23 protein-coding genes are annotated in these 20,718 nt (G+C 65.3%); 7 read left to right on the top strand and 16 right to left on the bottom strand.

All coding sequences use genetic code 11. The features are described from left to right. Positions 1–113: 113 nt before the first annotated feature. From SPHN_RS08965 to SPHN_RS08920, 10 genes are all read right to left on the bottom strand, one after another. Positions 114–2,933, bottom strand: coding sequence for a TonB-dependent receptor (locus SPHN_RS08965; protein WP_248522791.1), 2,820 nt, complete (start codon positions 2,931–2,933; stop codon positions 114–116). Between the two features lie 426 nt (positions 2,934–3,359). After that, positions 3,360–3,680 carry a DMT family transporter gene (locus SPHN_RS08960; RefSeq protein ID WP_248522789.1) on the bottom strand — a complete coding sequence of 107 codons (321 nt, stop codon included), beginning with the start codon at positions 3,678–3,680 and terminating at the stop codon, positions 3,360–3,362. A gap of 203 nt (positions 3,681–3,883) precedes the next feature. Beyond that, positions 3,884–4,456 (bottom strand): hypothetical protein, encoded by a 573-nt coding sequence (locus tag SPHN_RS08955; RefSeq protein ID WP_432715073.1) that lies wholly within the window; start codon positions 4,454–4,456, stop codon positions 3,884–3,886. Between the two features lie 37 nt (positions 4,457–4,493). Beyond that, the gene (locus SPHN_RS08950; protein WP_248522785.1) at positions 4,494–4,988 is read right to left on the bottom strand and encodes an ATPase; all 495 of its coding nucleotides are present in this window, start codon (positions 4,986–4,988) and stop codon (positions 4,494–4,496) included. A gap of 57 nt (positions 4,989–5,045) precedes the next feature. Further along, positions 5,046–5,273, bottom strand: coding sequence for a F0F1 ATP synthase subunit C (locus tag SPHN_RS08945; protein WP_031394300.1), 228 nt, complete (start codon positions 5,271–5,273; stop codon positions 5,046–5,048). Between the two features lie 40 nt (positions 5,274–5,313). After that, the gene (locus SPHN_RS08940; protein ID WP_060527334.1) at positions 5,314–6,072 is read right to left on the bottom strand and encodes a F0F1 ATP synthase subunit A; all 759 of its coding nucleotides are present in this window, start codon (positions 6,070–6,072) and stop codon (positions 5,314–5,316) included. Positions 6,073–6,142: 70 nt separating this feature from the next. Continuing rightward, entirely contained in the window at positions 6,143–6,463 is a 321-nt protein-coding gene (locus SPHN_RS08935) for an AtpZ/AtpI family protein (protein WP_187504811.1), read from the bottom strand. Positions 6,464–7,047: 584 nt separating this feature from the next. Continuing rightward, positions 7,048–7,425 carry a YdbL family protein gene (locus SPHN_RS08930; RefSeq protein ID WP_248522784.1) on the bottom strand — a complete coding sequence of 126 codons (378 nt, stop codon included), beginning with the start codon at positions 7,423–7,425 and terminating at the stop codon, positions 7,048–7,050. Position 7,426: 1 nt separating this feature from the next. Continuing rightward, positions 7,427–7,606: a YnbE family lipoprotein gene (locus tag SPHN_RS08925; protein ID WP_432715072.1), complete on the bottom strand. Its 180-nt coding sequence runs from the start codon at positions 7,604–7,606 to the stop codon at positions 7,427–7,429. Between the two features lie 44 nt (positions 7,607–7,650). After that, complete coding sequence (locus tag SPHN_RS08920; RefSeq protein ID WP_248522780.1) at positions 7,651–10,797, bottom strand: intermembrane phospholipid transport protein YdbH family protein; 3,147 nt, start codon at positions 10,795–10,797, stop codon at positions 7,651–7,653. Positions 10,798–11,058: 261 nt separating this feature from the next. Between SPHN_RS08920 and radC the strand changes: the two genes are divergently transcribed. Together radC and SPHN_RS08910 are read left to right on the top strand one after the other, a co-directional pair. Beyond that, entirely contained in the window at positions 11,059–11,751 is a 693-nt protein-coding gene (gene radC / locus SPHN_RS08915; protein ID WP_248522778.1) for a RadC family protein, read from the top strand. Between the two features lie 73 nt (positions 11,752–11,824). Next, a complete protein-coding gene (locus tag SPHN_RS08910; protein WP_248522776.1) occupies positions 11,825–12,037 on the top strand; it encodes a hypothetical protein in 213 nt (70 codons plus the stop codon). Positions 12,038–12,150: 113 nt separating this feature from the next. Here the strand turns inward: SPHN_RS08910 and SPHN_RS08905 are convergent, their stop codons facing one another. Beyond that, positions 12,151–12,597, bottom strand: coding sequence for an EF-hand domain-containing protein (locus SPHN_RS08905; RefSeq protein ID WP_248522774.1), 447 nt, complete (start codon positions 12,595–12,597; stop codon positions 12,151–12,153). 219 nt (positions 12,598–12,816) lie between these two features. Here SPHN_RS08905 and purB point away from each other — a divergent pair, with 219 nt between their 5' ends. The 3 genes from purB (at position 12,817) to SPHN_RS08890 (ending at position 14,855) form a co-directional block, all read left to right on the top strand. Then, positions 12,817–14,115 (top strand): adenylosuccinate lyase, encoded by a 1,299-nt coding sequence (gene purB, locus SPHN_RS08900; protein ID WP_107954426.1) that lies wholly within the window; start codon positions 12,817–12,819, stop codon positions 14,113–14,115. Between the two features lie 117 nt (positions 14,116–14,232). Beyond that, entirely contained in the window at positions 14,233–14,463 is a 231-nt protein-coding gene (locus SPHN_RS08895; RefSeq protein ID WP_248522772.1) for a hypothetical protein, read from the top strand. Between the two features lie 83 nt (positions 14,464–14,546). Then, entirely contained in the window at positions 14,547–14,855 is a 309-nt protein-coding gene (locus SPHN_RS08890; RefSeq protein WP_282580501.1) for a PepSY domain-containing protein, read from the top strand. A 164-nt stretch (positions 14,856–15,019) separates the two neighbouring features. On the opposite strand, the gene SPHN_RS08885 is transcribed toward SPHN_RS08890, so the two are convergent. The 4 genes from SPHN_RS08885 to dnaK form a co-directional block, all read right to left on the bottom strand. After that, positions 15,020–15,478 carry a TM2 domain-containing protein gene (locus tag SPHN_RS08885; protein ID WP_248522770.1) on the bottom strand — a complete coding sequence of 153 codons (459 nt, stop codon included), beginning with the start codon at positions 15,476–15,478 and terminating at the stop codon, positions 15,020–15,022. A gap of 87 nt (positions 15,479–15,565) precedes the next feature. After that, positions 15,566–16,030, bottom strand: a complete 465-nt coding sequence (locus SPHN_RS08880; RefSeq protein ID WP_248522769.1) for a hypothetical protein — start codon at positions 16,028–16,030, stop codon at positions 15,566–15,568. Positions 16,031–16,063: 33 nt separating this feature from the next. Continuing rightward, positions 16,064–17,194 carry a molecular chaperone DnaJ gene (gene dnaJ, locus SPHN_RS08875; RefSeq protein WP_248522767.1) on the bottom strand — a complete coding sequence of 377 codons (1,131 nt, stop codon included), beginning with the start codon at positions 17,192–17,194 and terminating at the stop codon, positions 16,064–16,066. A gap of 119 nt (positions 17,195–17,313) precedes the next feature. Further along, positions 17,314–19,221 carry a molecular chaperone DnaK gene (dnaK, locus tag SPHN_RS08870; RefSeq protein WP_248522765.1) on the bottom strand — a complete coding sequence of 636 codons (1,908 nt, stop codon included), beginning with the start codon at positions 19,219–19,221 and terminating at the stop codon, positions 17,314–17,316. Positions 19,222–19,389: 168 nt separating this feature from the next. Between dnaK and SPHN_RS08865 the strand changes: the two genes are divergently transcribed. Together SPHN_RS08865 and SPHN_RS08860 are read left to right on the top strand one after the other, a co-directional pair. After that, entirely contained in the window at positions 19,390–19,827 is a 438-nt protein-coding gene (locus SPHN_RS08865) for a copper chaperone PCu(A)C (RefSeq protein WP_248522764.1), read from the top strand. Continuing rightward, complete coding sequence (locus SPHN_RS08860; protein ID WP_248522763.1) at positions 19,824–20,303, top strand: vgr related protein; 480 nt, start codon at positions 19,824–19,826, stop codon at positions 20,301–20,303. The genes SPHN_RS08865 and SPHN_RS08860 overlap by 4 nt, the downstream gene beginning before the upstream one ends. Before the next feature lie 174 nt (positions 20,304–20,477). On the opposite strand, the gene SPHN_RS08855 is transcribed toward SPHN_RS08860, so the two are convergent. Beyond that, the gene (locus SPHN_RS08855) at positions 20,478–20,717 is read right to left on the bottom strand and encodes a hypothetical protein (protein WP_187505063.1); all 240 of its coding nucleotides are present in this window, start codon (positions 20,715–20,717) and stop codon (positions 20,478–20,480) included. Position 20,718: the final 1 nt, after the last annotated feature.

The raw sequence follows: 20,718 nt of genomic DNA, 5'->3' as shown, positions 1-20,718 counted from the left end.
GCGGCAGTTGGTGCTCGGCGTTCGCGGGATGCGGCGCGTACGGCAGGTTCACTCAGACACGAAAAAGCCGGCCCGCAGCAAACTGCGGACCGGCTCTTCACGCAGCCCTCCGATCAGAAGCGCGAGCGCAGCGTCAGGCCATAGGTCCGCGGCTCGCCCAGGAACGAGGAGAAGATCTGGTTCGCGGTCGAACCGAACGCCTGCGTCTGGGCCTGGCTGCCGGCACCCTGGAACGGTGCGTTGAACGCCACCTGCTGATAATTGGTGTCGAGCAGGTTCTGTGCCCAGAGTTCCAACGCCCACTTCTGCTGAGGCCCACGGATACCGACACGGGCATTCACCAGGAAGAAGCCATCCTGCGCCTTTTCCGGGAACAGGTCAGATCCGGTGTTGTAGTCGCTGGTCATGCGGCCGTCGACGTAGAACAGCGCAGTCATCCCGGTCGACCCGATGTCCGGCGTCCAGGCGGTCGAGGCGGTCACGGTGTGCTTCGGCGCATTCGACAGGTTGCTGCCCGAGAGCAGGAACAGCGCGGGATCGAGTGCCTGCCCCGAGTCGCTGCCGACCAGATTGTTGCGGAAATGCGTGTTCGTGTACGTGTAGCCGAGGTTCACCGTGTAATTCGGTGCCGGGAACAATCCTGCCTCCAGCTCGAAGCCCTGCGAGATGACGCCGTGCTGGACGCCACCGGAGCAGGCGCCCGTGGCCGCGCTCGCATCGCGGTCCGCACCGTTCAGGCTGGTGCCGCAGGTGCTGATGTTCTCGACGATGAAGTTGGTGCCGTTGAAGGTGTTCAGCTGGAAATTCTTGAACTCCTGGCGGAAGCCCGCGACGTTGAAGGTGAAGTCCTTCGAGGTGAACTTCAGACCGAGTTCGTACGAATTCACCGTCTCCGGATCGAACCGGAGATTTACGACGCTCGCATTCGTCGGCGACGAGAACACGTTCGCGGTCAGGTCCGAACGATCGAGATTGTAGCCGCCCGCCTTATAGCCGCGCGAATAGGAGGCATATAGCAGCGTGTCGGTACGTGGCTTGTAGGAGATGACGCCGGTGCCGGTGAACTCGCCTTCCTTGAACCCGTCGTTCAGATCGAGGCCGTTAAGTGCCGACGACGAATTGCCCGTGCAGGTGAGCGTGATGATGCCACCGACGAGCGTCTTGAGTGCGGCGGGCACGGCTGCACTGGCGAGCAGCGGGCTGAGATTGGCCTGCTGGGCCGGACATACCGTGTTGTTGTTATTGAAGTCGGCGTGGAAATCCTTCGCCTCGCGCGTGTAGCGCAGACCGCCGGTGATCGAGAGCTTGTCGGTCAGCTTGAAGATGTTGTGCGTGAAGAACGCGTAATTCTCGCTGTCCTGATAATAGGTCGAGCGCTGATCGCCCAGATTGTTGAGCGTGCTGAGGCGATCGAGGCCGGCGAGGATCGTTGGTCCGAGAGCGCCGAACCCTGCCCCAAGCGCCTGTCGTCCATTGGCGCCGCCGAGCGCAGCCTGCGGGGTCGTGCTCAGGCAGCCGGGGTTGTTGGGGTTGCGCAGTGCCGCCAGCGGATTGGCCGTCGCGACGATCCGGCACGCCGCGAACGCGCCATATTGCGTGCCGAACTTGAGATTGTCGGCAACGACCAGATCCTCCTTCGAGTAATAGCCGCCGATCAACCAGTCGAGCTTGTCGTTGAACAGGGAGCCGTTCAACCGAACTTCCTGGGTGAACGTATGGAACTGGCGAAAGCTGTTTCCGTCGTCGGCCCGATAGCCGATGTCGAGGTTGCCGTAATCGATGTCGGACGCGCCGCCAGATTTGTATTCGCGGTATGCCGTGATCGAGGTGAGCGACGCGCCACCCAGATTGATGTCGATCTGGCCGGAGCCGCCATAGTCGGTCGTGAGGTTGGAATAAGCGCGACCCGGCGTATTGGCGATGCGGCGGTTGTACGGGTCACCCGCACTGGCGAACACCGCACCCATGCTTTGCATGACCTGAACGATACGGTTGCCGGCAGGATTGATCGCGAAATCGCCGGGCACGCCTGGCGTCGGATCGATCTTTTCCTGGGTGTTCACGTACACCGCGCCGCAGCACTTCTCGTCGCGCCTCGTATAATCGCCGATCAGGCGGACGCTGATGTCGCTCGACGGCTCGAACAGCAACTGGCCACGCACGAAATACCGGTTGCGATCGTTGTAGTCGGTCCGGTTGATGACATCGTAGTAGAACCCGTCGCGCTTGCCGAACACGCCATCGAGACGGAAGGCGAGCTTGTCCTTGATGATCGGACCGGTCATCCCGCCCGCGATGCGGACGTTGTTGTAATTGCCGTAGGTCGCCTCGGCATAGCCGCCGAAATTATACGAAGGCAGCTTCGTCAGGATGTTGATCGAGCCGGCGGTCGCGTTACGGCCAGACAGCGTACCCTGCGGCCCACGAAGAACCTCGATACGATCGACTTCGCCGAGATCGTTGAGCCCGGATCCGGTTCGGCTGCGATAGACGCCGTCGATGAACACCGCGACCGAGCTTTCGAGGCCCGGATTGTCACCGACCGTGCCGATGCCGCGGACGCGGGCGGAGGCGTTGGCTTCACTGCCGGTCGAGGAGATGAGCAGCGAGGGGACGAGCTGCGTGGCTTGGCGAATGTCGTTGGCGCCGGTGTTCTCGAGGGCCGCCGAACCGACGGCGGAGACCGCGATCGGGACGTTGGACAGCCGCTCGGAACGGCGCGTCGCGGTGATGACGATGTCGCTGGCATTGCCCGAATAGGCCTCAGGCGCCGCAACGGGCGCCTGCCCGGCATCGACCGATCCGGCCGCTGTACCCGATGTCGTGGTGGTCGTCTGCGCCTCAGGCTGAGTCGTGGGCACGTCCTGCGCGAAGGCCGGCGATACAAGCACCGTGGTCGCAGCGGCAGACAACAGATATGCGATCATACGCATCGGCATTCCCTCCTGAGTGTTCGAATGTTTTCGAACTTATGGTTTGGACGTTAGGTAGCGAGGTTCCCACCTGTACGTCTAGCAATTTCCGCATACGGAAACCGGTTTTTTGAATGTTGTGTCTCCAAATCGCCACATAGGGCCAGCCAACAAACCCTAGTTTCAAAATGCAACCGTTTGAGAGGTTGGCTGGGTATGGAGCGGCTCATGGAATAGCGATGGGTAGCATCGTCCGGCGGAGGGCGCCGCCCCGCCACCTTGAGGTCCCGCCTCGGGATCACCTGGCATGGACAAGTGACCGCTGTTCATGGGCTGGCGCGGACCAGCCGAGATCTGGCCGTATATGGCTGTGGGCCGCTCCTGCGCCGCTGCAGGGCCATCAGACGATTGCTGCGCTAAATTGCCCGCGCGATCACTTCTGGCGCGTCAGGACTGCGCGAACACCTTGGTGCCGACGATGCCGACCACGGTCAGTGCCATGAAGCAGGCCTGGATGCCGCTGACCTTATCGCCGAACAGGATGACGCCGCCGATGATGACGCCGATCGCGCCCGCGCCCGTCCAGATCGCGTAGGCGGTGCCCGCCGGGAGGCCGCGCATCGCGAGGGCGAGCAGGCCCATGTTGACGAAGCTGAGGATGATCGGGACGCTGGAGGCTTGCCACGTGGCTATGGTGGCCGCCCATTTGAGGCTGAGCGCCCAGCAGATTTCGGTGACGACGGCGACGGCGAGGATGAGCCAGGACATGAGTGTTCTCCAACGGGCTCAGATTGGAGACTCGGCCGCCGGAAACCCGGGAAGAGACGGCCGTCTGTGAGAAACAGAAAAAGCGCCAAGCGAACTACCGTTCCCCCGCGGAGGCGGGGGTCCAGGGTTGCGGGCGCTGTCCTGTGAGATCCTGGGCCCCCGCCTTCGCGGGGGAACGGCAGCGCCTCTCGCGCTACCCAAGATTAATTCAGGCGGCTGAGACCCGAGATTGAGCGATCAACCATCGCGCGATCGGCGGCTGCGTCGTGGTGCTCGGCGATCAGGATACCGGCAGCCTTGGCCGCGGCATCGGCGGCGCGCGCGCGGACTTCGGCGATTGCGGCGCGTTCTGCGGCGGCGATCTTGTCTTCGGCCATCTTCGCACGGCGGGTCATGAGGTCTTCTGCGCCGGCCTTGGCCTTGGCGATGATCGCCGCGGCTTCGGTATGCGCGTGGGCCTTCATCGCTTCGGCTTCGACGTGCGCGGTCTTGGCCTTCGCCTCGTATTCCGTGCGGATCGCCTCGGCTTCGGCACGGAGCGCCTTGGCTTCGTCGAGCTGCGTGCGGATGCCGGCGATGCGCGCGTCGAGCATCTTGCCGATCATCCCTGGAACCTTCTTCCAGATCATCAGCAGGATGACGACGATCATCGCCACCGCGACCCAACCGGTCGAGGTCAGGCCGAGCGCGGTTGGATCGGGAACATGCTCGACGCCGCCGGGTGCGGTCGTGTGGCCCTGGATGCCCTGGTTGTCGATCGCACCTTCGGGCGCCATGCCCTCTTCGTGGATGACCTTTGCGGCCGAATCTGGATTAGCCATGCGCCGTCGTCCTGCGTACCGCGTCGCTCGCCGCGTCCAGGCTGACCTGGAGCCCGGCGACCTTGGCGGCCAATTGCTGTGCTGCCTCGGCGGCGACACCCTGAAGGTTCGCGAGTGCCTCGGCCTTCGCGTTCGCTACCGCCAGATCGTGATGACCCAGACGCTCGGCGAGTTCGACATCGGCCGCATGGACCTGCTGCTCGAACGCCGTCGCCGCACGCTTCGCAGCGGCAGCGGTTTCGGCCTGCGCCGCGGTACGTGCCGCGTCCATTTCGGCCTGCCAGTTCGCCTGGACCGTATCGGCCTGCGCACGGGCAGCGACCGCCGCCGCCAGATCGCCGGCGATCCGGCCTTCGCGCGAGTCCACGTTGGACACGATCTTTGGCACCATTCCCTTGCCGATCCCGAAATACAGGATACCGAAGGTGAGGAGCAGCCAGAAGATCTGCGAGGCGTAGGTGGCGGCTATCTGGGCAATCTGGGGCATTGGTCTGTCCTGCGTTAATCCGGCCGGGCGCGGTTGCCCGGCCAAATCACCGAGTGGTTAGGCGACGAACACCAGGATGATCATGGTGACGAAGGCGAGCAGACCGAGAAGCTCGGCTGCTGCGAAACCGATGAACAGACGGCCCTGCTGGCTGTCGGCTGCGCCCGGGTTGCGGAGAGCACCGGCGAGGAACTGTGCGAACACGTTGCCCACGCCGAGGGCTGCGAGGCCCATGCCGATCGCTGCGAGGCCGGCGCCGATCATCTTTGCTGCGTTGACGTCCATGATAAATTCCCTTTGAAAATTAGGTAGGTAAACGGAAAACTTAGTGGAGATTGACGGCGTCGTTCAGATAGACCGACGTCAGCAACGCGAACACGTATGCCTGGATCGCGGCGACCAGCAGCTCGAGCAGCGTGATGCCGATCATCAGCAGCATGCTCGGCGCGGTCACCAGGCCGATATACATCCCGCCGAGGTTCAAACCGTTGATAACGAACGCGGCCAGCACCTTGAGCAGGATATGGCCTGCGGTCATCGCCACGAACAGTCGCAGACCGAGCGAGAACGGACGCACCAGGAACGACATCAGCTCGACCACGAAGATCAGCGGGATCATCAGAGCGGGCGTGCCGCTCGGCACGAACAGCGAGAAGAAGTGGAAGCCGTGCTTGCCGAAGCCGACGAGCAGCACGATCGCGAAGCTGATCAGCGCCAGGACGCCGGTGACGGTCATGTGGCTGGTCACGGTGAACGGATGCACGCCGGGGACGATGCCGAACGGGAGCAAACCGATGATGTTCGCGAACAGGATGAACATGAACAGCGAGAAGACATAGGGCACGAAGCGCTTGCCGCCGGGGCCGACATTCTGCTCGAGCATGCCCGAGATGAAGCCGGTGAAGCCCTCGACCGCCATCTGCCAGCGACCGGGCACGAGCTCGCGCTTCATGCCACCGATCATGAACGCCCAAAGCGCGACCAGCGTCACCACCATCCACAATGCGGAGTTGGTGAACGACAAGTCATAGCCACCTACGATCCAGTGCGAGCCGAACGCCGGCTCGATCAGGAACTGGTGCATCGGATCGATCTTGCCGCCCTGTTCTGCCGCCACGTGGAATCCCTGCCGTCTTGATACGACAAACGCCCGGTTACTCCGGGCGTTCGCCTGAAATTCGAATGATCTGCCTGAACGCGACCGCTATCCCGAGGAATAGCAGAACGATCAGTCCCCAAGGGCCAGTGCCGAACCAATGGTCAATCAACCACCCGATCAGCGCACTGCCGACAAGACTCCCGATCAGAGCGGAAATGACGCGATTGCCTTGCGAGTATCCTCGCTCGGCGTCCGGCCCCTTCTGCCCCTTTGCGAGCGTTTCCCGATGCTGCGCCTCTCGCAATCGCTCATCGAGCGCGGAAAGTCGCGGATCGTCAACACCCTGGGGGTCCTGTCCGGGTTCGATCTCCGCCACGCACGTTCCTCCACCTGATTTCGCATCGGGGAGGAAGCAAGCAGCGACGAGCGATCCCGCCAAGGCGCGGTCCGTTTAGAAAAGGGGGGGGTGCAAGTCAACCGGTGTGACAGACGCGTCATCAATGACGGGGGACAACTTGCAATCCTCCCCCGCCAGGGGGAGGTGGCACCGCAGGTGACGGAGGGGGAGGACACGCAACAGCGGTTTCCCTTACCGCCCCCTCCGTCTGGCAAGAGCCAGACACCTCCCCCTAGCGGGGGAGGATTTTAGAACGAACCATCGAAATGGCCGCACTCTTCGTCATCCCGGCGAAAGCCGGGACCTCGCGCCGCAAGGGGACGGCCCCATTTCATCACCACTGCAAAATACCCGTCACCCCAGCGAAAGCTGGGGTATCCCGGTAATGGAGCGTCCCCTTGCCGCACGAGACCCCAGCTTTCGCTGGGGCGACGGTGAAGGGCAGAGGACGCTCCCGTCTTCGTCACCCCGGGCTTGTTCCGGGGTCCACGGTTCCGCACAGTCAAGACTATCGAGTCCGCGGAACCGTGGATGCCGGAACGAGCCCGGGATGACGGACTATCTCAAACGCAGCGCGAATCGCGTTCCGGGGCACCGGCGGTACGCGTCTTCCACACCCCGTTGGGCGTCTTGTACTTCTCGCCGGGGTTCGTCGCGGCGATCAGGTTGCAGCCACTAGTGAACGCCAGCTGCTCGACCGTCGCGCCGCTCGCCTGCGCCTTTTGCGTGTACGCCGACTTGCGCTGGATATTGATGTTGTTGACCAGCGCGCGAAGGTCCGCGCTCGCCGCGCCGACGAGGCCCAGATACCCGTCGGGCTGCTCGCCGACCTCGCCACCGGCACGCGCCGCGGCATAGGCCGGATCGCGCTGCGCGGACGCCGCTACCGAAAGGCCGCCGAGAACCGCGGCTGCGGCGATCATGACAAGGACCTTTTTCATCTTAGAATATCCCCGGATTCTGCTGGATCAACGATTTCGCCTCGCCATCGAGACGATAGACCACTTCCTGCGTGACGTTGATGTTGAGGTTGATCTCGATCGGCTTGTCGGGGGCCGACACGCTGATGCAGCCCGGCAGGGCGGCGGCGGTCGTCACCAGAAAAGCGATCGTCCTCATCATCTGCAAGATCGGCCTTTGCTCCAGCTTCTTCAATCCTGTTTCGGTCATGGCACGATACTGCTTTCCGTGGGCTGAATGGTTGGAGGTTTGGGAGAAGGCGGCGCCGACTGCTGCTGGATCAGTGCGGGCAGATTACGCTCGATCAGCCGCTTCGGATCGTAGAAGCTCTGCGCGGTGTCGAGCAGCCCGCGGAACGGCGCCTTGATCCGGATATTGAACACGAACGGCAGCTTTTGCAGGCGGCGGACGATGAAGTTCGCCTTCGCCCCCTCGCCCTGGCTGATCCCGGCAAAGCGCACGTCGGTGACCATCTCGCCCGCGAGCGGCCCGTTCATGCCGACGCGCAGCGACTGGTAGCGGAGCGACTTCAGCGCCTGGAACGCGATGTTCGCCCAGATGCCGAGATCCTTCTGGCTGAGATCGCCGACATAAGCGAGCGTGCCGCCACCGGGCCGGACGCGCAGGTCGCCCCCCTCGATCCGGCCGCCGCTCTCGTCGAAGATCATCGGCAGCACGCCGTCGAAGATCCCGGTAGCGTCCAGATTCTTGAAATCGAACTGTTGCAGGAACTGGTCAGCAGCCATGTTGGCAATGTGGAACGTCATCCGGCGCTCCTTCGGCGCGGAGAAATCGAGCAGGGTCGGATCGAGCGTCAGCGACCCGCCGGCGAACGGCCACGCGCCGCCCTCGACCTGCACGCGCGCACCCGGCAGCGTCTGGTAGCGGATCGTGCCGTCGGTGACCGGGATGCCGGGGTTGAGCGTGCGGATCGTCGCCACCTGCCCCGGCGCGCTCTGGAGATTGAGCAAGTCGGTGAAACGAATCTCGGTCGCGATTCCCGTGACCGGGCCGAACGCGGCGGCGAGATCGGTGCCGGCGGTGCGGAACACGCCATTGCTCGTCACGCCTTGAGGGTTCCAGGCAATGTGGCCCTCCCCGCTGACCGATCCGTTGACGTCGGCGATCACGCCGAAGGTGAGCGGGGTGAGCGCGTCGGGTTGCAGCCTGTCCTTGGCGAAGGCGATCGCGGGCACGTTCAGGTCGGCCTTGCCCACCCCCGTCCCGAGCGCGTGGTCCAGCGTGACGTCGGCGACCTTCGTGTTGGTGGTCGGCTCGAACAGCGTGCCCGCCGCGGTGATCGTGCCGTTCACCAGCGCCAGCGTCACGGTGCGCGCCGCGAGCGGCTTGAACCGGGGCGTCGGCGCGGCATCGGTTACGCCCATCGTACCGGTGAGGTTGAGCGCGCCGCCGACCAGCGTCCAGTCGCCCGCCGCCTCGCCGAGCAGCAGCGGGACATTGGCGATCTGCCCCGAGCCGTCGGTGAAGGCGCCGGCCACGCCCTGCCCCGTCATGCGGCCGGTGATGGTGCCGAAATCGAGTCGCGTGACGCGCTCGGGCGCGCCGATCCGCGTCTGCACCCCCTCGATCCGGAAGTCCCGATCGGCGAGCCGCACGGTCGCCCCGGCGGTCGCGAGCGTGATCGGCGTGGTGCCGAGTCGGCCGCCCAGCTTCGCGGCCGCGATTTTCGCGCCGCCGCTGATCCGCGCGCCATCGACCTGCACCAGCGCGCCGTCGACCGGGCACAAGGTCAGCCGCGACGGATCGAGCACCAGCCCGGAGATCGCGAGGCGCCGGACGGCGAGCGGCGCGCAGCCGGTGTTGACGACCAGCCGCCCGCGACCGTCCCATAACGCTGCGACCGGCATCGCCAGACCGTCGACGCGGCCGTTGGCGATCGGCCCGTCGAGCGTTGCCTGCGTGGTGATCGACGTCGCGCCGCCGGGCGTCGCGCTGAACGTCACCGGGGTCAGCGCCAGTCGAGCGCCGCCCGCCGCATAGGGCGCGATGCGCGCCACGCCGCGGATCGCTGCGCCGGGTTTCGCCTGGGCGAGCGACACGCGCGCCTCCGGCAGGCCACCGCCTTGCAGCGCCAGAGTCGTGTCGAGCCGCACGCCGCCGTTCGGCCAACCGAACGCGACCCCACTCCCGCCGCCAAGCGCCACGCGCGCGCCGCTGGCCGAGGCGAGCACGAGGCGGGACAGCACCGCCGAGCCGCGCCCATCCGCGAGCCGCACGGACACGTCGCCGTCCGCCGCGAAACCAGGGCCCGCACGCTCAATGGCCTGCGTCATGGCAACCGCGAGGGGTGCGACCGGCGTTCCCACCGCCGCGCTGCCCAGGCCGCCGACGCTGGCGAGCCGCGCCTGCGCCACCGCGGCACCGCTCGCCCGCACGCGTCCGTCGAATGCGATCTGCTTGCCGATCCGGTATGCGCCCGCGATCGAAACGCGTCGTGCCCGGCCTTCCACGGTCCGGACGGCATCGGCGACAACGTCCGCCTTGCCGCTGGTCGCGGCCGCGCTGCCGGTGAAATCGATCGCGCCTCCCGCCCCGGCCAGCGCGATCCCCGGTGCGCGTGCCGCCCCGGTCTTGAGCGTCGCCTTGCCCTGCCAGCGGTCGAGCGCAGCCGATAGCCCGACGTCGAGGTCCGCGACGATGTGGTCGGCGTGCGTTGCGCCGCAGGCGAGTCGCGACACGCGTACCGGCCCGGTGATCGTCGGTCTCGCCGCGTCGATCCGCAGCTTCACGGTCGCCGCCAGCCGATCGATCGCGCACCCGCCGACATCGAGCCGCTCGCTGATCGCGGCCAGCTTGCCGCGGAAACCGTCGTCGAGCTTGCCCGATCCGGCGAGCTTCAACCCGACGACACCCTGCGGAGTCTCCAGCCGCATCCGCCCATCGGCGACCGCCACGTCGAGCGCGGGCAGCGAGAACGGCTTGCCCGTCGAGGCCGGCAGCAATTTGTCGATCGCGCCGAGCGAAACTTTTCCATCGACCAACCGACCGCGCAGCCGGACCTTGCCCGCACGCACGCCCTCCAGATACGGCCCCGACAGCCCGACCCCGGTCCGCGTCTCGACCCAGTCCGCGACCAGATCGGGATGCGCCGGATCGCCCAGCACGACGTTCGTCAGCCGCTGGCCGCCCAGCGCGAGGTTGGCGATCTCGTACCGCGCAGGCGCCCCGGCCTTCGCCAACTCGCGATCGATGAACCCTTCCGCGATCGGCTTGCGCGCGAGCCACAGCGCGGTCAACCCGGCGAGCAGAACCAGCGCGATACCGCCGAGCCACCGCACCTTCCGCGGGAGCCGAAGGCGGGGGTTGCCCCCTGTATCGCTCGCCTCGCTCAACCGCCTACTCCGCCACGCAACTGGCCCCTGCATAGGCGGGTGCGGGGTCGACACGCAATTGCGCACAGCCAGTTGCGCAGTGCCAAGGATCGACATTCTACGATCCTCCCCCGCAAGGGGGAGGTGGCGCCGTCAGGCGACGGAGGGGGAGGACACGAAACGGAGGTTGCTCCTGCCTCCCCCTCCGTCTGGCAAGTGCCAGCCACCTCCCCCTTGCGGGGGAGGATCGTTCGGAGTGGATATTCGTGCTAGCGTCGCGTGATGGCCGATGCAGATGACGCAATCGACAACCTTAAAGGCCATAGAGGGCGCCTCCGCAAACGCTTGTTCGAAGGCGGCAGCGACGCGCTGCTCGACCACGAACTCATCGAATATCTCCTCGCGATCGCGATTCCCCGCGGCGACACGAAGGCGCTCGCCAAGGCCCTGATGCGCGAGTTCGGTGGGATCGGCGGCGTCCTCACCGCGGATGCCGAGGCGCTCGGTCGGGTGAAGGGCATGGGCCAGATCTCGACCGCGGCGATCAAGATCGCGCATGCCGCCGCGATCCGCCTGCTCCAGTCGCACGTCAGCGATCGCCCGGTGCTCGCCAACTGGCAGGCGCTGCTCGACTATCTCCGCGCGGACATGGCACACCACGCGATCGAGCGGTTCCGCGTGCTGCATCTCAACACCAGGAACATGCTGATCCGCGACGAGGTGATGAGCAAGGGCTCGATCGACCAGGCCGCGGTGTATGTCCGCGAAGTCATCCGCCGCGCGATCGACCTCGGCTCGGCGTCGATCATCCTCGTCCACAACCACCCGAGCGGCGACCCCTCCCCCAGCCGCGCCGACATCGAGATCACGCGCACCATCGCCGAGGCCGGCAAGCGGCTGGGCATCACCGTGCACGACCATATCGTGATGGGCACCGGCGGCCATGTCAGCCTGCGCGCGCAGGGGTTGATCTGAGGCAACCCAATAGTTCCGTGGAAGCACGCGACGTTTGCCCCGCGCCTTCGTTGTCCGGTCGAAGGAATTGCATGTGGACAATAAGCTACACGACCAAGCCTCGACCGTAACCGCCGAGCATGGTCAGGTTCTGGTCGATGGGCCGGACGGCATTGCGGTATCGCTGACACCCGATGCCGCCGTCGAGACATCCGACCGGCTCCTGGAGGCCGCCGTCGAAGCGCAAGGCCAGATCTTGTCCAAGACGCTTGCCGACAAGGAACAGGCCGCGCGGAAGGCCGACTGACCGTCGCCACGTGCGTGTCCCGTCGATCATGCAAACCGGATTGATCGAAGCCAAGGACGCGAAAGGCCGCCGGGCGAACCCGACGGCCATGCATTTGCGTGAAGCGTGGAAGATCAGCCCTGCGACAGAAAGCTGGTCAGCTCCGGCTTGGACAGCGACTTGCTCTTGTCGGTATCGGCCTGCGCGAACGCGGCGGCGACCCACTTCTTCGTCTCGGGCGCGCCGGGCTTGGTCGCCGGATCGGTCTTGGTCTTCAGCGCGACCATCCAATCCCCGAACTCGGCCGCGCTGAGCTTGCCGTCGCCGTTCTTGTCGTAGGTCGGGAATTCGGTGTCGATGACCTGCGCGACCTGATCGCTGCTTGCGGGTTGCATCGCCTGTGCGGTCTGTGCCGGCTGGCTTGGCCCAGCCTGGGTGGGCGCAGTCTGGGCGGGCGACATCGAAGGATCGGCCGCACCCGTCGTCGCCGCCGGCGCAGTCTGCGGCGATGTCATGGTGGATTGCGCGAGCGCCGGCGCAGCAATCGTCATCGCGCCTGCGAGCAGAGCATATTTGAGCATTGCCATTCTCCATCGGCTAATCGAAATCGTTACTGGACGATCACCGCAGCAGCCCCGGGGATACTGGGCGGATACTGCGACACACCGACCGTCGAAGGCGGATATAGGCCGAACGCATTGCCGTTTGTACCCCCGTCGATGGCCTGCTAGGCGCTCCGCAGGCGTCTCCCGAGGGGAGCACGCGACGAACCGTGCCATTCACCAGCCCCGAGGAAACCCATGGTCCCCCGCTATTCCCGCCCCGACATGGTCGCGATCTGGACGCCCGAAGCGCGCTTCAAGATCTGGTTCGAGATCGAGGCGCACGCCACCGACGCACTCGCCGAACTGGGCGTAGTCCCCAAGGAAGCGGCCGCCGCGATCTGGGAAAAGGGCGCGTTCGAGGTCGACCGGATCGACGAGATCGAGCGCGAGACCAAGCACGACGTCATCGCCTTCCTGACCAACGTCGCCGAGCATGTCGGCCCCGAAGCGCGCTTCATGCACCAGGGCATGACCTCGTCGGACGTGCTCGACACGTGCCTCGCGGTACAGCTGGCCAAGGCCAGCGACATCCTGATCGCCGATCTCGACGCGCTGCTGGTGGTGCTCGAACGCCGCGCGCGCGAACACAAGATGACGCCGACGATCGGCCGCAGCCACGGCATCCACGCCGAGCCGGTCACGTTCGGGCTGAAGCTCGCCCAGGCGCATGCCGAATTCGCGCGCAACCGCGCGCGGCTGGTGGCGGCGCGCGAGGACGTCGCAACCTGCGCGATCTCGGGCGCGGTCGGCACGTTCGCCAACATCGATCCGTTCGTCGAAGAGTATGTCGCGGGCAAGCTCGGCCTGTCGGTCGAGCCCGTCTCGACCCAGGTCATCCCGCGCGATCGCCATGCGATGTTTTTCGCGACGCTGGGCGTGATCGCCAGCTCGATCGAGCGGCTCGCGACCGAAGTGCGCCATTTGCAGCGCACCGAAGTGCTTGAGGCGGAGGAGTTCTTCTCGCCCGGCCAAAAGGGCTCGTCGGCAATGCCGCACAAGCGCAACCCGGTGCTGACCGAGAACCTGACCGGGCTCGCGCGGATGGTCCGCGGCTACGTCACGCCCGCGATGGAGAACGTCGCGCTGTGGCACGAGCGCGACATCTCGCACTCGTCGGTCGAGCGGTACATCGGGCCGGATGCGACGATCACGCTCGACTTCGCGCTCGCACGGCTGACCGGGGTGATGGACAAACTGGTCGTCTATCCCGAGCGGATGTTGAAGAATCTCAACAAGATGGGTGGTCTCGTCCATTCGCAGCGCGTCCTGCTCGCGCTGACGCAGGCCGGCGTGAGCCGCGAGGACGCGTATCGCCTCGTCCAGCGCAACGCGATGAAGGTGTGGGATTCGGATGGTGCCCTGTCGCTGCTCGAACTGCTGAAGGCGGATCCCGAAGTGACGCTGAGCGATGCCGAGCTCGAGGACAAGTTCGACCTTGGATATCATCTGAAGCACGTCGACACGATCTTCGCCCGGGTATTCGGCGCGGCTTGAGGGGCGGCTGCTCAGCACGCCTCCCGCCCGGACCGTCATCCTGACGTAAGTCAGGACCCAGGGCCAAGCAGGGCAACGTTGCGTTACTCTGGGTCCTGACTTTCGTCGGAATGACGCGTGGATTTGTTGGGCACGCCGTCCTTCAGATCACTTCAAGTTGCACGCAACGCAATTGCGATTGTATGTTACAAAATTGCGACAACGCGCAACTATAGCCATATCGCCCTTGCCGGATATTCTTCCGGCATCGGAGACCTACCCATGCGCATGTTCGAAACCGTGACCAGCACCATGCTGGCGATCGCGGCTCAAGCGCTGGTGGTCGGGGTGGTCGTCACCGCCTTCTGATCCATCGGCCCGCCCGCCCCCTTCCGAGGGGGCGCGGCTAGGGCCCGAGATTTCGCGCAGCCTGCTTCTGGCCGCGCAAGTGATTGATCGATCTCCCGCGTTCAAGACGCGCAACAAGGAGATTTATCACGTCGAAACCCATCCTGATCGCCGCCACCTTCGCTATGACCGCGATGGCGAACGCACCCGCCTTTGCCGACGAACCGGGCCGAGGCTGGATCAGCAACGCACGGGTGACGACGATGCTCGCCCAGCGCGGCTACAGGGTCACCAAGATGGAAGCCGACGACGGCCATTGGGAAGGCGAGACCGCGCGGCGTACGGCGATGTACGAATTCCACGTCGATCCGCACAACGGCAAGGTCACGAAGCTGGAACGCGATCGCGACTGACCTATCGATCCTCCCCCGCAAGGGGGAGGTGTCGCCGAAGGTGACGGAAGGGGAGGACACGGAGCGGGGGTTGTCGCTTACCTCCCCCTCCGTCCGGCAAGAGCCGGCGACCTCCCGTGGCGGGGGAGGATCAGACGACGTTCAATTCATCAGATCGACCACGATTACCGCGTCCGCGGATAGCGTGCCGCAAATTCCTCGTCCGACATCATCAGATAGCGGATCATGTCGATCAACGCCCAGGGTGCGCTGATGACCAGTCCCACCACGGTGATGCTCAGCACCAGCATGACGATCCCCGAGCCCGTCCGCCCGAGATAGAAGCGGTGGATGCCTAGCGTCCCGATCACGAACGCCATAACCGCGGCGACGTATTTGTTGCGGTCATTGGTTGGCGCGGCGACGGGAGCAGGCGGCACCGCACGGCGCGGGCCCGGCGCGGTCGGCATCGGGAATACGCTCAGCGCACGATCGTTGGCGGCTTCGAAATCCACCTCGATGCCGATAGCCGGTTCGCCGCGATGCGCCCAATCCTCCGGCGCAAACCGATAGCGTTGTCCGTCCTGCCCCGCGACGATCCCTTCGCCGGTGCGGGGATCGACGCCTAAAACCTGTCCGCGCATGTCATTCCTCGATGTTCGGTACTATTCTGGCGGAAGCCGCGGAGCAGGCAAGCTCGAACTCGCCCCGCCCCAGATCAGGCCGCGATCTCAGGCCGCAATCTCGAACTGGCGTCTGTCATCGTCGTTATCAGCAGCGGCCGGCCGCGCTTTCCGCGAACGGATAGCGCGGTTGTGAGCTTTTCCCGCCGGGCGTCGACCGAAGGCTCCCAGATACCGCGCCAACACTCCACGAACACGAAGGCTGGAGATCGTAGCGGCCAGCGCCATGACGATGTCGAGATACGCCGATACTTCAAAGGTGGTGATCCAGATCGCGACGTCGGGTGCGGCCAGCGTGAGCAACCGGATGCCGTCGCCCTCACCGACGAGAGTGACCATCGCGGCCGCCATCATCAGAAGAAACATCACGGCGGCGTCACCGCGGGAGAAACGCGCCAGGCGAGCCGCCGGGCGATCGATCACCATGCGCCGCATGGCCTTGCCGATCGCAGTTTCGGGGGCGGCGACGATGACCAGCCAACAGGCGATCATCGTGAAACAACATGCCAACATCGCGCACCCCTCCCGTTCGGTATCTTACCTGGCTTATTCCCCCGCGAACACGCCCTTGAGCTTGGCGAAGAAGCCCTGGCTCGCCGGGCATTCGTCGCCCGTCTCCGTCTCGCGGAACATCTCGAGCAGTTCCTTCTGGCGGTTGCTGAGGCGCGTGGGCGTCTCGACGTCGATCTGGACGACGAGGTCGCCGAAGCCGCGGCCCTGCAACACGGGCATGCCGGCGCCGCGCTGGCGGAGCTGCTTGCCCGACTGGATGCCGGCGGGAATCTTCACCTCGTGCGTGCGGCCGTCGAGGCCGGGGATCGAGAGAGATCCGCCGAGCGACGCGACCGTGAAGCTGATCGGCGCGCGCGCGAACAGCGTCGTGCCTTCGCGCTCGAACAGATTGTGCTTGGTCACGTGCAGGAAGATGTAGAGATCGCCGGCCGGCGCACCGCGGGCGCCCGCCTCGCCCTCACCCGACATGCGGATCCGAGTGCCCTCGTCGACGCCGGGGGGGACGTTGATCGACAGCGTCTTGGTCTTGTCGACACGGCCTTCGCCGCGACAATCGGGGCATGGGTCGGCGATGACTTCGCCGGCGCCGTTGCAGACCGGGCACGCGCGTTCGACCACGAAGAAGCCCTGTTGCGCACGAACTTTGCCGTGACCGCCGCAATGCTGGCAGGTTTTCGCGCGCGTACCGGCCTTGGCGCCCGAACCGTCGCACGTGTCGCACATCGCGGAGACGTCGACCGTGATCTCGGTCGTCTTGCCGTGGAACGCTTCCTCCAAACTAACTTCCATGTCGTAGCGCAGGTCCGCGCCACGTCGCGCCGCAGACCGGCCACCGCCGCGCTGTGCGCCGCCCATGAATTCGCCGAAGACGCTTTCGAAGATATCGCTGAAGCCGCCAAAGTCCTGCGCCCCGCCGCTATGGCCGCCGCCGCCGTTCTGGAACGCGGCGTGGCCGAAGCGGTCATAGGCCGCGCGCTTCTGCGGGTCCTTGAGGCATTCGTACGCCTCGCTGACCGCCTTGAACTGCGCCTCGGAATCCTTGCAGCCGGCATTCTTGTCCGGGTGATACTTCATCGCGAGCTTGCGGTAGGACGACTTGATCGTCCCCGCATCCGCGGTCCGCTCGCATTCGAGCAGTTCGTAATAATCTGTCTGGGTACTCATACTTCGCCCCTCCGGCCCCGCCCGTCATGCCAGCGAAAGCTGGCATCTCGTTCCACGGGAGCGAACCCCTGCGGAAGGAGACCCCAGCTTTCGCTGGGGTGACGGAGGGCGGTCATGGTTTACGCCTTCGGGTTGTCGTCGACTTCCGAGAACTCGGCGTCGACGACGTCGTCGTCCTTCTTCGCCGCGTCACCGTCGGCCGACGGCGAAGCGTCCGCCTGGGCCTGCTTCTCGTAGATCGCCTGGCCGAGCTTCATCGCGACCTGGGCGAGCGCGGTGCTCTTCTCGGTCATCGCGTCCGCATCGCCGCTCTCGACCGCAGCCTTGGTCGCGTCGATCGCGGCCTGGATCTCGGTCTTCAGCGACTCGTCGACCTTGTCGCCATTGTCGGCAAGCTGACGCTCGGTAGTGTGGATGAGCGACTCGGCGTTGTTCTTCGCCTCGGCGCCGGCACGACGCTTCTTGTCCTCCTCGGCGAAGGTCTCGGCGTCGCGGACCATCTGGTCGATGTCGTTGTCCGAAAGACCACCCGACGCCTGGATGCGGATCTGCTGCTCCTTGCCGGTGCCCTTGTCCTTGGCCGAGACGCTGACGAGGCCGTTCGCATCGATGTCGAACGTGACCTCGATCTGCGGCACGCCGCGCGGTGCGGGCGGGATGCCGACGAGGTCGAAATTGCCGAGCATCTTGTTGTCGGCCGCCATCTCGCGCTCGCCCTGGAACACGCGGATCGTCACTGCGCCCTGGTTGTCGTCGGCGGTCGAGTAGGTCTGCGACTTCTTGGTCGGGATCGTCGTGTTGCGATCGATCATCCGGGTGAACACGCCACCCAGCGTCTCGATGCCGAGCGACAGCGGCGTCACGTCGAGCAGCAGCACGTCCTTGACGTCGCCCTGCAGCACGCCCGCCTGGATCGCGGCGCCCATAGCGACGACCTCGTCCGGGTTGACGCCGGTGTGCGGCTCCTTGCCGAAGAATTGCTTCACGACTTCACGCACGCGCGGCATGCGCGTCATGCCGCCGACCAGCACGACTTCCGAGATGTCCTCGGGCTTCAGGCCTCCGTCTGCGAGCGCCTTGCGGCAAGGCTCGAGCGTACGCTTGACCAGATCCTCGACCATCCGCTCAAGATCGGCGCGGGTGATCGACTTCACCAGATGCTTCGGGCCATTCTGGTCGGCGGTGATGAAGGGCAGGTTGACCTCGGTCGACTGTGCCGAGCTGAGCTCGATCTTCGCCTTCTCGGCCGCTTCCTTCAGACGCTGCAGCGCGAGCTTGTCCTTGGCGAGGTCGATGCCCTCGGCCTTCTTGAACTCGTCGGCGAGATACTGGACGATCTTGTTGTCGAAATCCTCACCACCGAGGAACGTGTCACCGTTGGTGGCCTTCACCTCGAACACACCGTCGCCGATTTCCAGCACCGAGATGTCGAACGTGCCGCCGCCGAGATCGTAGACCGCGATCGTCTTGCCGTCCTGCTTGTCGAGGCCGTAGGCCAGCGCCGCGGCGGTCGGCTCGTTGATGATGCGCAACACTTCGAGACCGGCGATCTGGCCGGCGTCCTTGGTCGCCTGGCGCTGCGCGTCGTTGAAGTAGGCCGGCACGGTGATGACCGCCTGCGTGACCGTCTCGCCGAGATACGATTCGGCGGTTTCCTTCATCTTCTGCAGCGTGAACGCCGAGATCTGCGACGGCGAGTAATCCTTGCCGCCCGCCGAGACCCATGCGTCGCCGTTCGGCCCGCGCGAGATCTTGTACGGGACCAGCTCGGTGTCCTTCTTGGTGATCGGATCGTCGAAACGACGGCCGATCAGGCGCTTCACCGCGAAGATGGTATTGTCGCCGTTCGTCACTGCCTGGCGCTTGGCCGGCTGGCCGACCAGTCGCTCGCCGTCCTTGGCAAACGCGACGATCGACGGCGTGGTGCGCGCGCCCTCGGAATTCTCGATGACCTTGGGCTTGCCGCCTTCCATGACGGATACGCAGCTGTTGGTCGTGCCGAGATCGATACCGATTACTTTAGCCATGAGTTCTGATTAGCCCCTCACTTGAAACGAACATACGAAACCGGTTCCGCCCCGTTACGGCAGTGGAACCTTTCTGATGATGGGCGCGATATAGGTGGCCTCGCGCTTGCCGCAAGATTGTACCGGTCATAGGATGCGCAAGTGGTCGGGCCCGGAGAAAAGTAACCTATGCGTATCGTTTTCGGACTGGGTGTTGCCGCGATGGCACTGGCATCGTGCTCGCCGCCGAAGGAGTTGTCGGTCGACGGCGCCTATATCCGGCTGGGCGCGGTGACCGGACGCCCGGCTGCGGCGTATTTCACGGTGCACGGCGGGCCGACCCCGGCGACGCTGATCTCGGTCACCACCGACGTCGCGATCAAGGCCGAGATGCACGAGACGATGGCGAAGAGCGGCGTGACCTCGATGGTGCCGCTGGCGCGCGTCGAGATTCCGGCGAACACCGACGTGGCGTTCGCGCCCGGTGGGCGCCACGTAATGCTGTTCAACATGAATCCGGGGATCAAGCCGGGCGCTCAGGCGATGCTGACCTTTGCATTTGCGGACGGAACGCGCCTCTTGGGAAATGCGAACGTGGTCGCGGCGGGGACTCCGGCGGGGAAGTGACCCGGGAAGATTTAAGGCGCGGACTGACCGAGGGGGAGACGGCGCTGGCCGCATCGGTGTTCGGGGGTGCGATCGACTATGCCCAGGTCAGCCTGTCGCGGCGCAAATGGGCGTTCTTCCAGCCGCGCGACACGGTGATGGCGCCGCGCGGCTGCATCCACTTCCACCCCAAGGGCGATCTGTGGTGCGACGATTTCGCGCATGCGCACCTGACGCTGCAGGGGCTGTTCATCCACGAGATGACGCATATCTGGCAGCACCAGCGCGGCGTGTTCCTGCCGTTGGCGCGACATCCCTGGTGCCGGTACGATTATGCGTTCCGGCCGGGGCTCGCGCTGCACCGCTACGGGATCGAACAACAGGGCGAGATCGTGCGGCACGCCTTCCTGCTGCGTGCCGGGGCGAAGGTGGCAGGCGCACCGCCGCTCGAGCAATACGAGACAGTGCTGCCGTTCACGCCGTTAGCGTCGGCCTGACGTCCACCACCCCATCCCCGTCCGCTCCCCACCGTCATCCCAGCGAAAGCTGGGATCCCAAGCGGCAAGGGTGCGCGCTATCACGGGGAGAACCCAGCTTTCGCTGGGATGACGGGTGTTATTGGATGACGAATGTCATTGAATGACGGATGTCACCCACTGACGGCAGTGGCCTCAAAGCCAGCTACGGCCATCCGCTCCGCCACACCCGTAAGGCGGCAACTGCCCCGGGAAGCGCGCCTGCATCTTGTGGCAACCCCAGGCTCGCATCGGCCCCGGCGCATAGCCGTTCAGCGCGATGCCGACCTCGTCATACGGGCTCGAGCCGCGTGCGACGTACATGTACCAACGCCCGCCGAACATCACCGCCGCCGCGATGAGCACGACGCAAACGACCTGAACGATTTTCTGCATT

Source organism: Sphingomonas faeni, from assembly GCF_023195535.1.
Lineage (GTDB): Bacteria > Pseudomonadota > Alphaproteobacteria > Sphingomonadales > Sphingomonadaceae > Sphingomonas > Sphingomonas faeni_B.
This window is presented reverse-complemented; position numbering and strand designations above follow the sequence as displayed.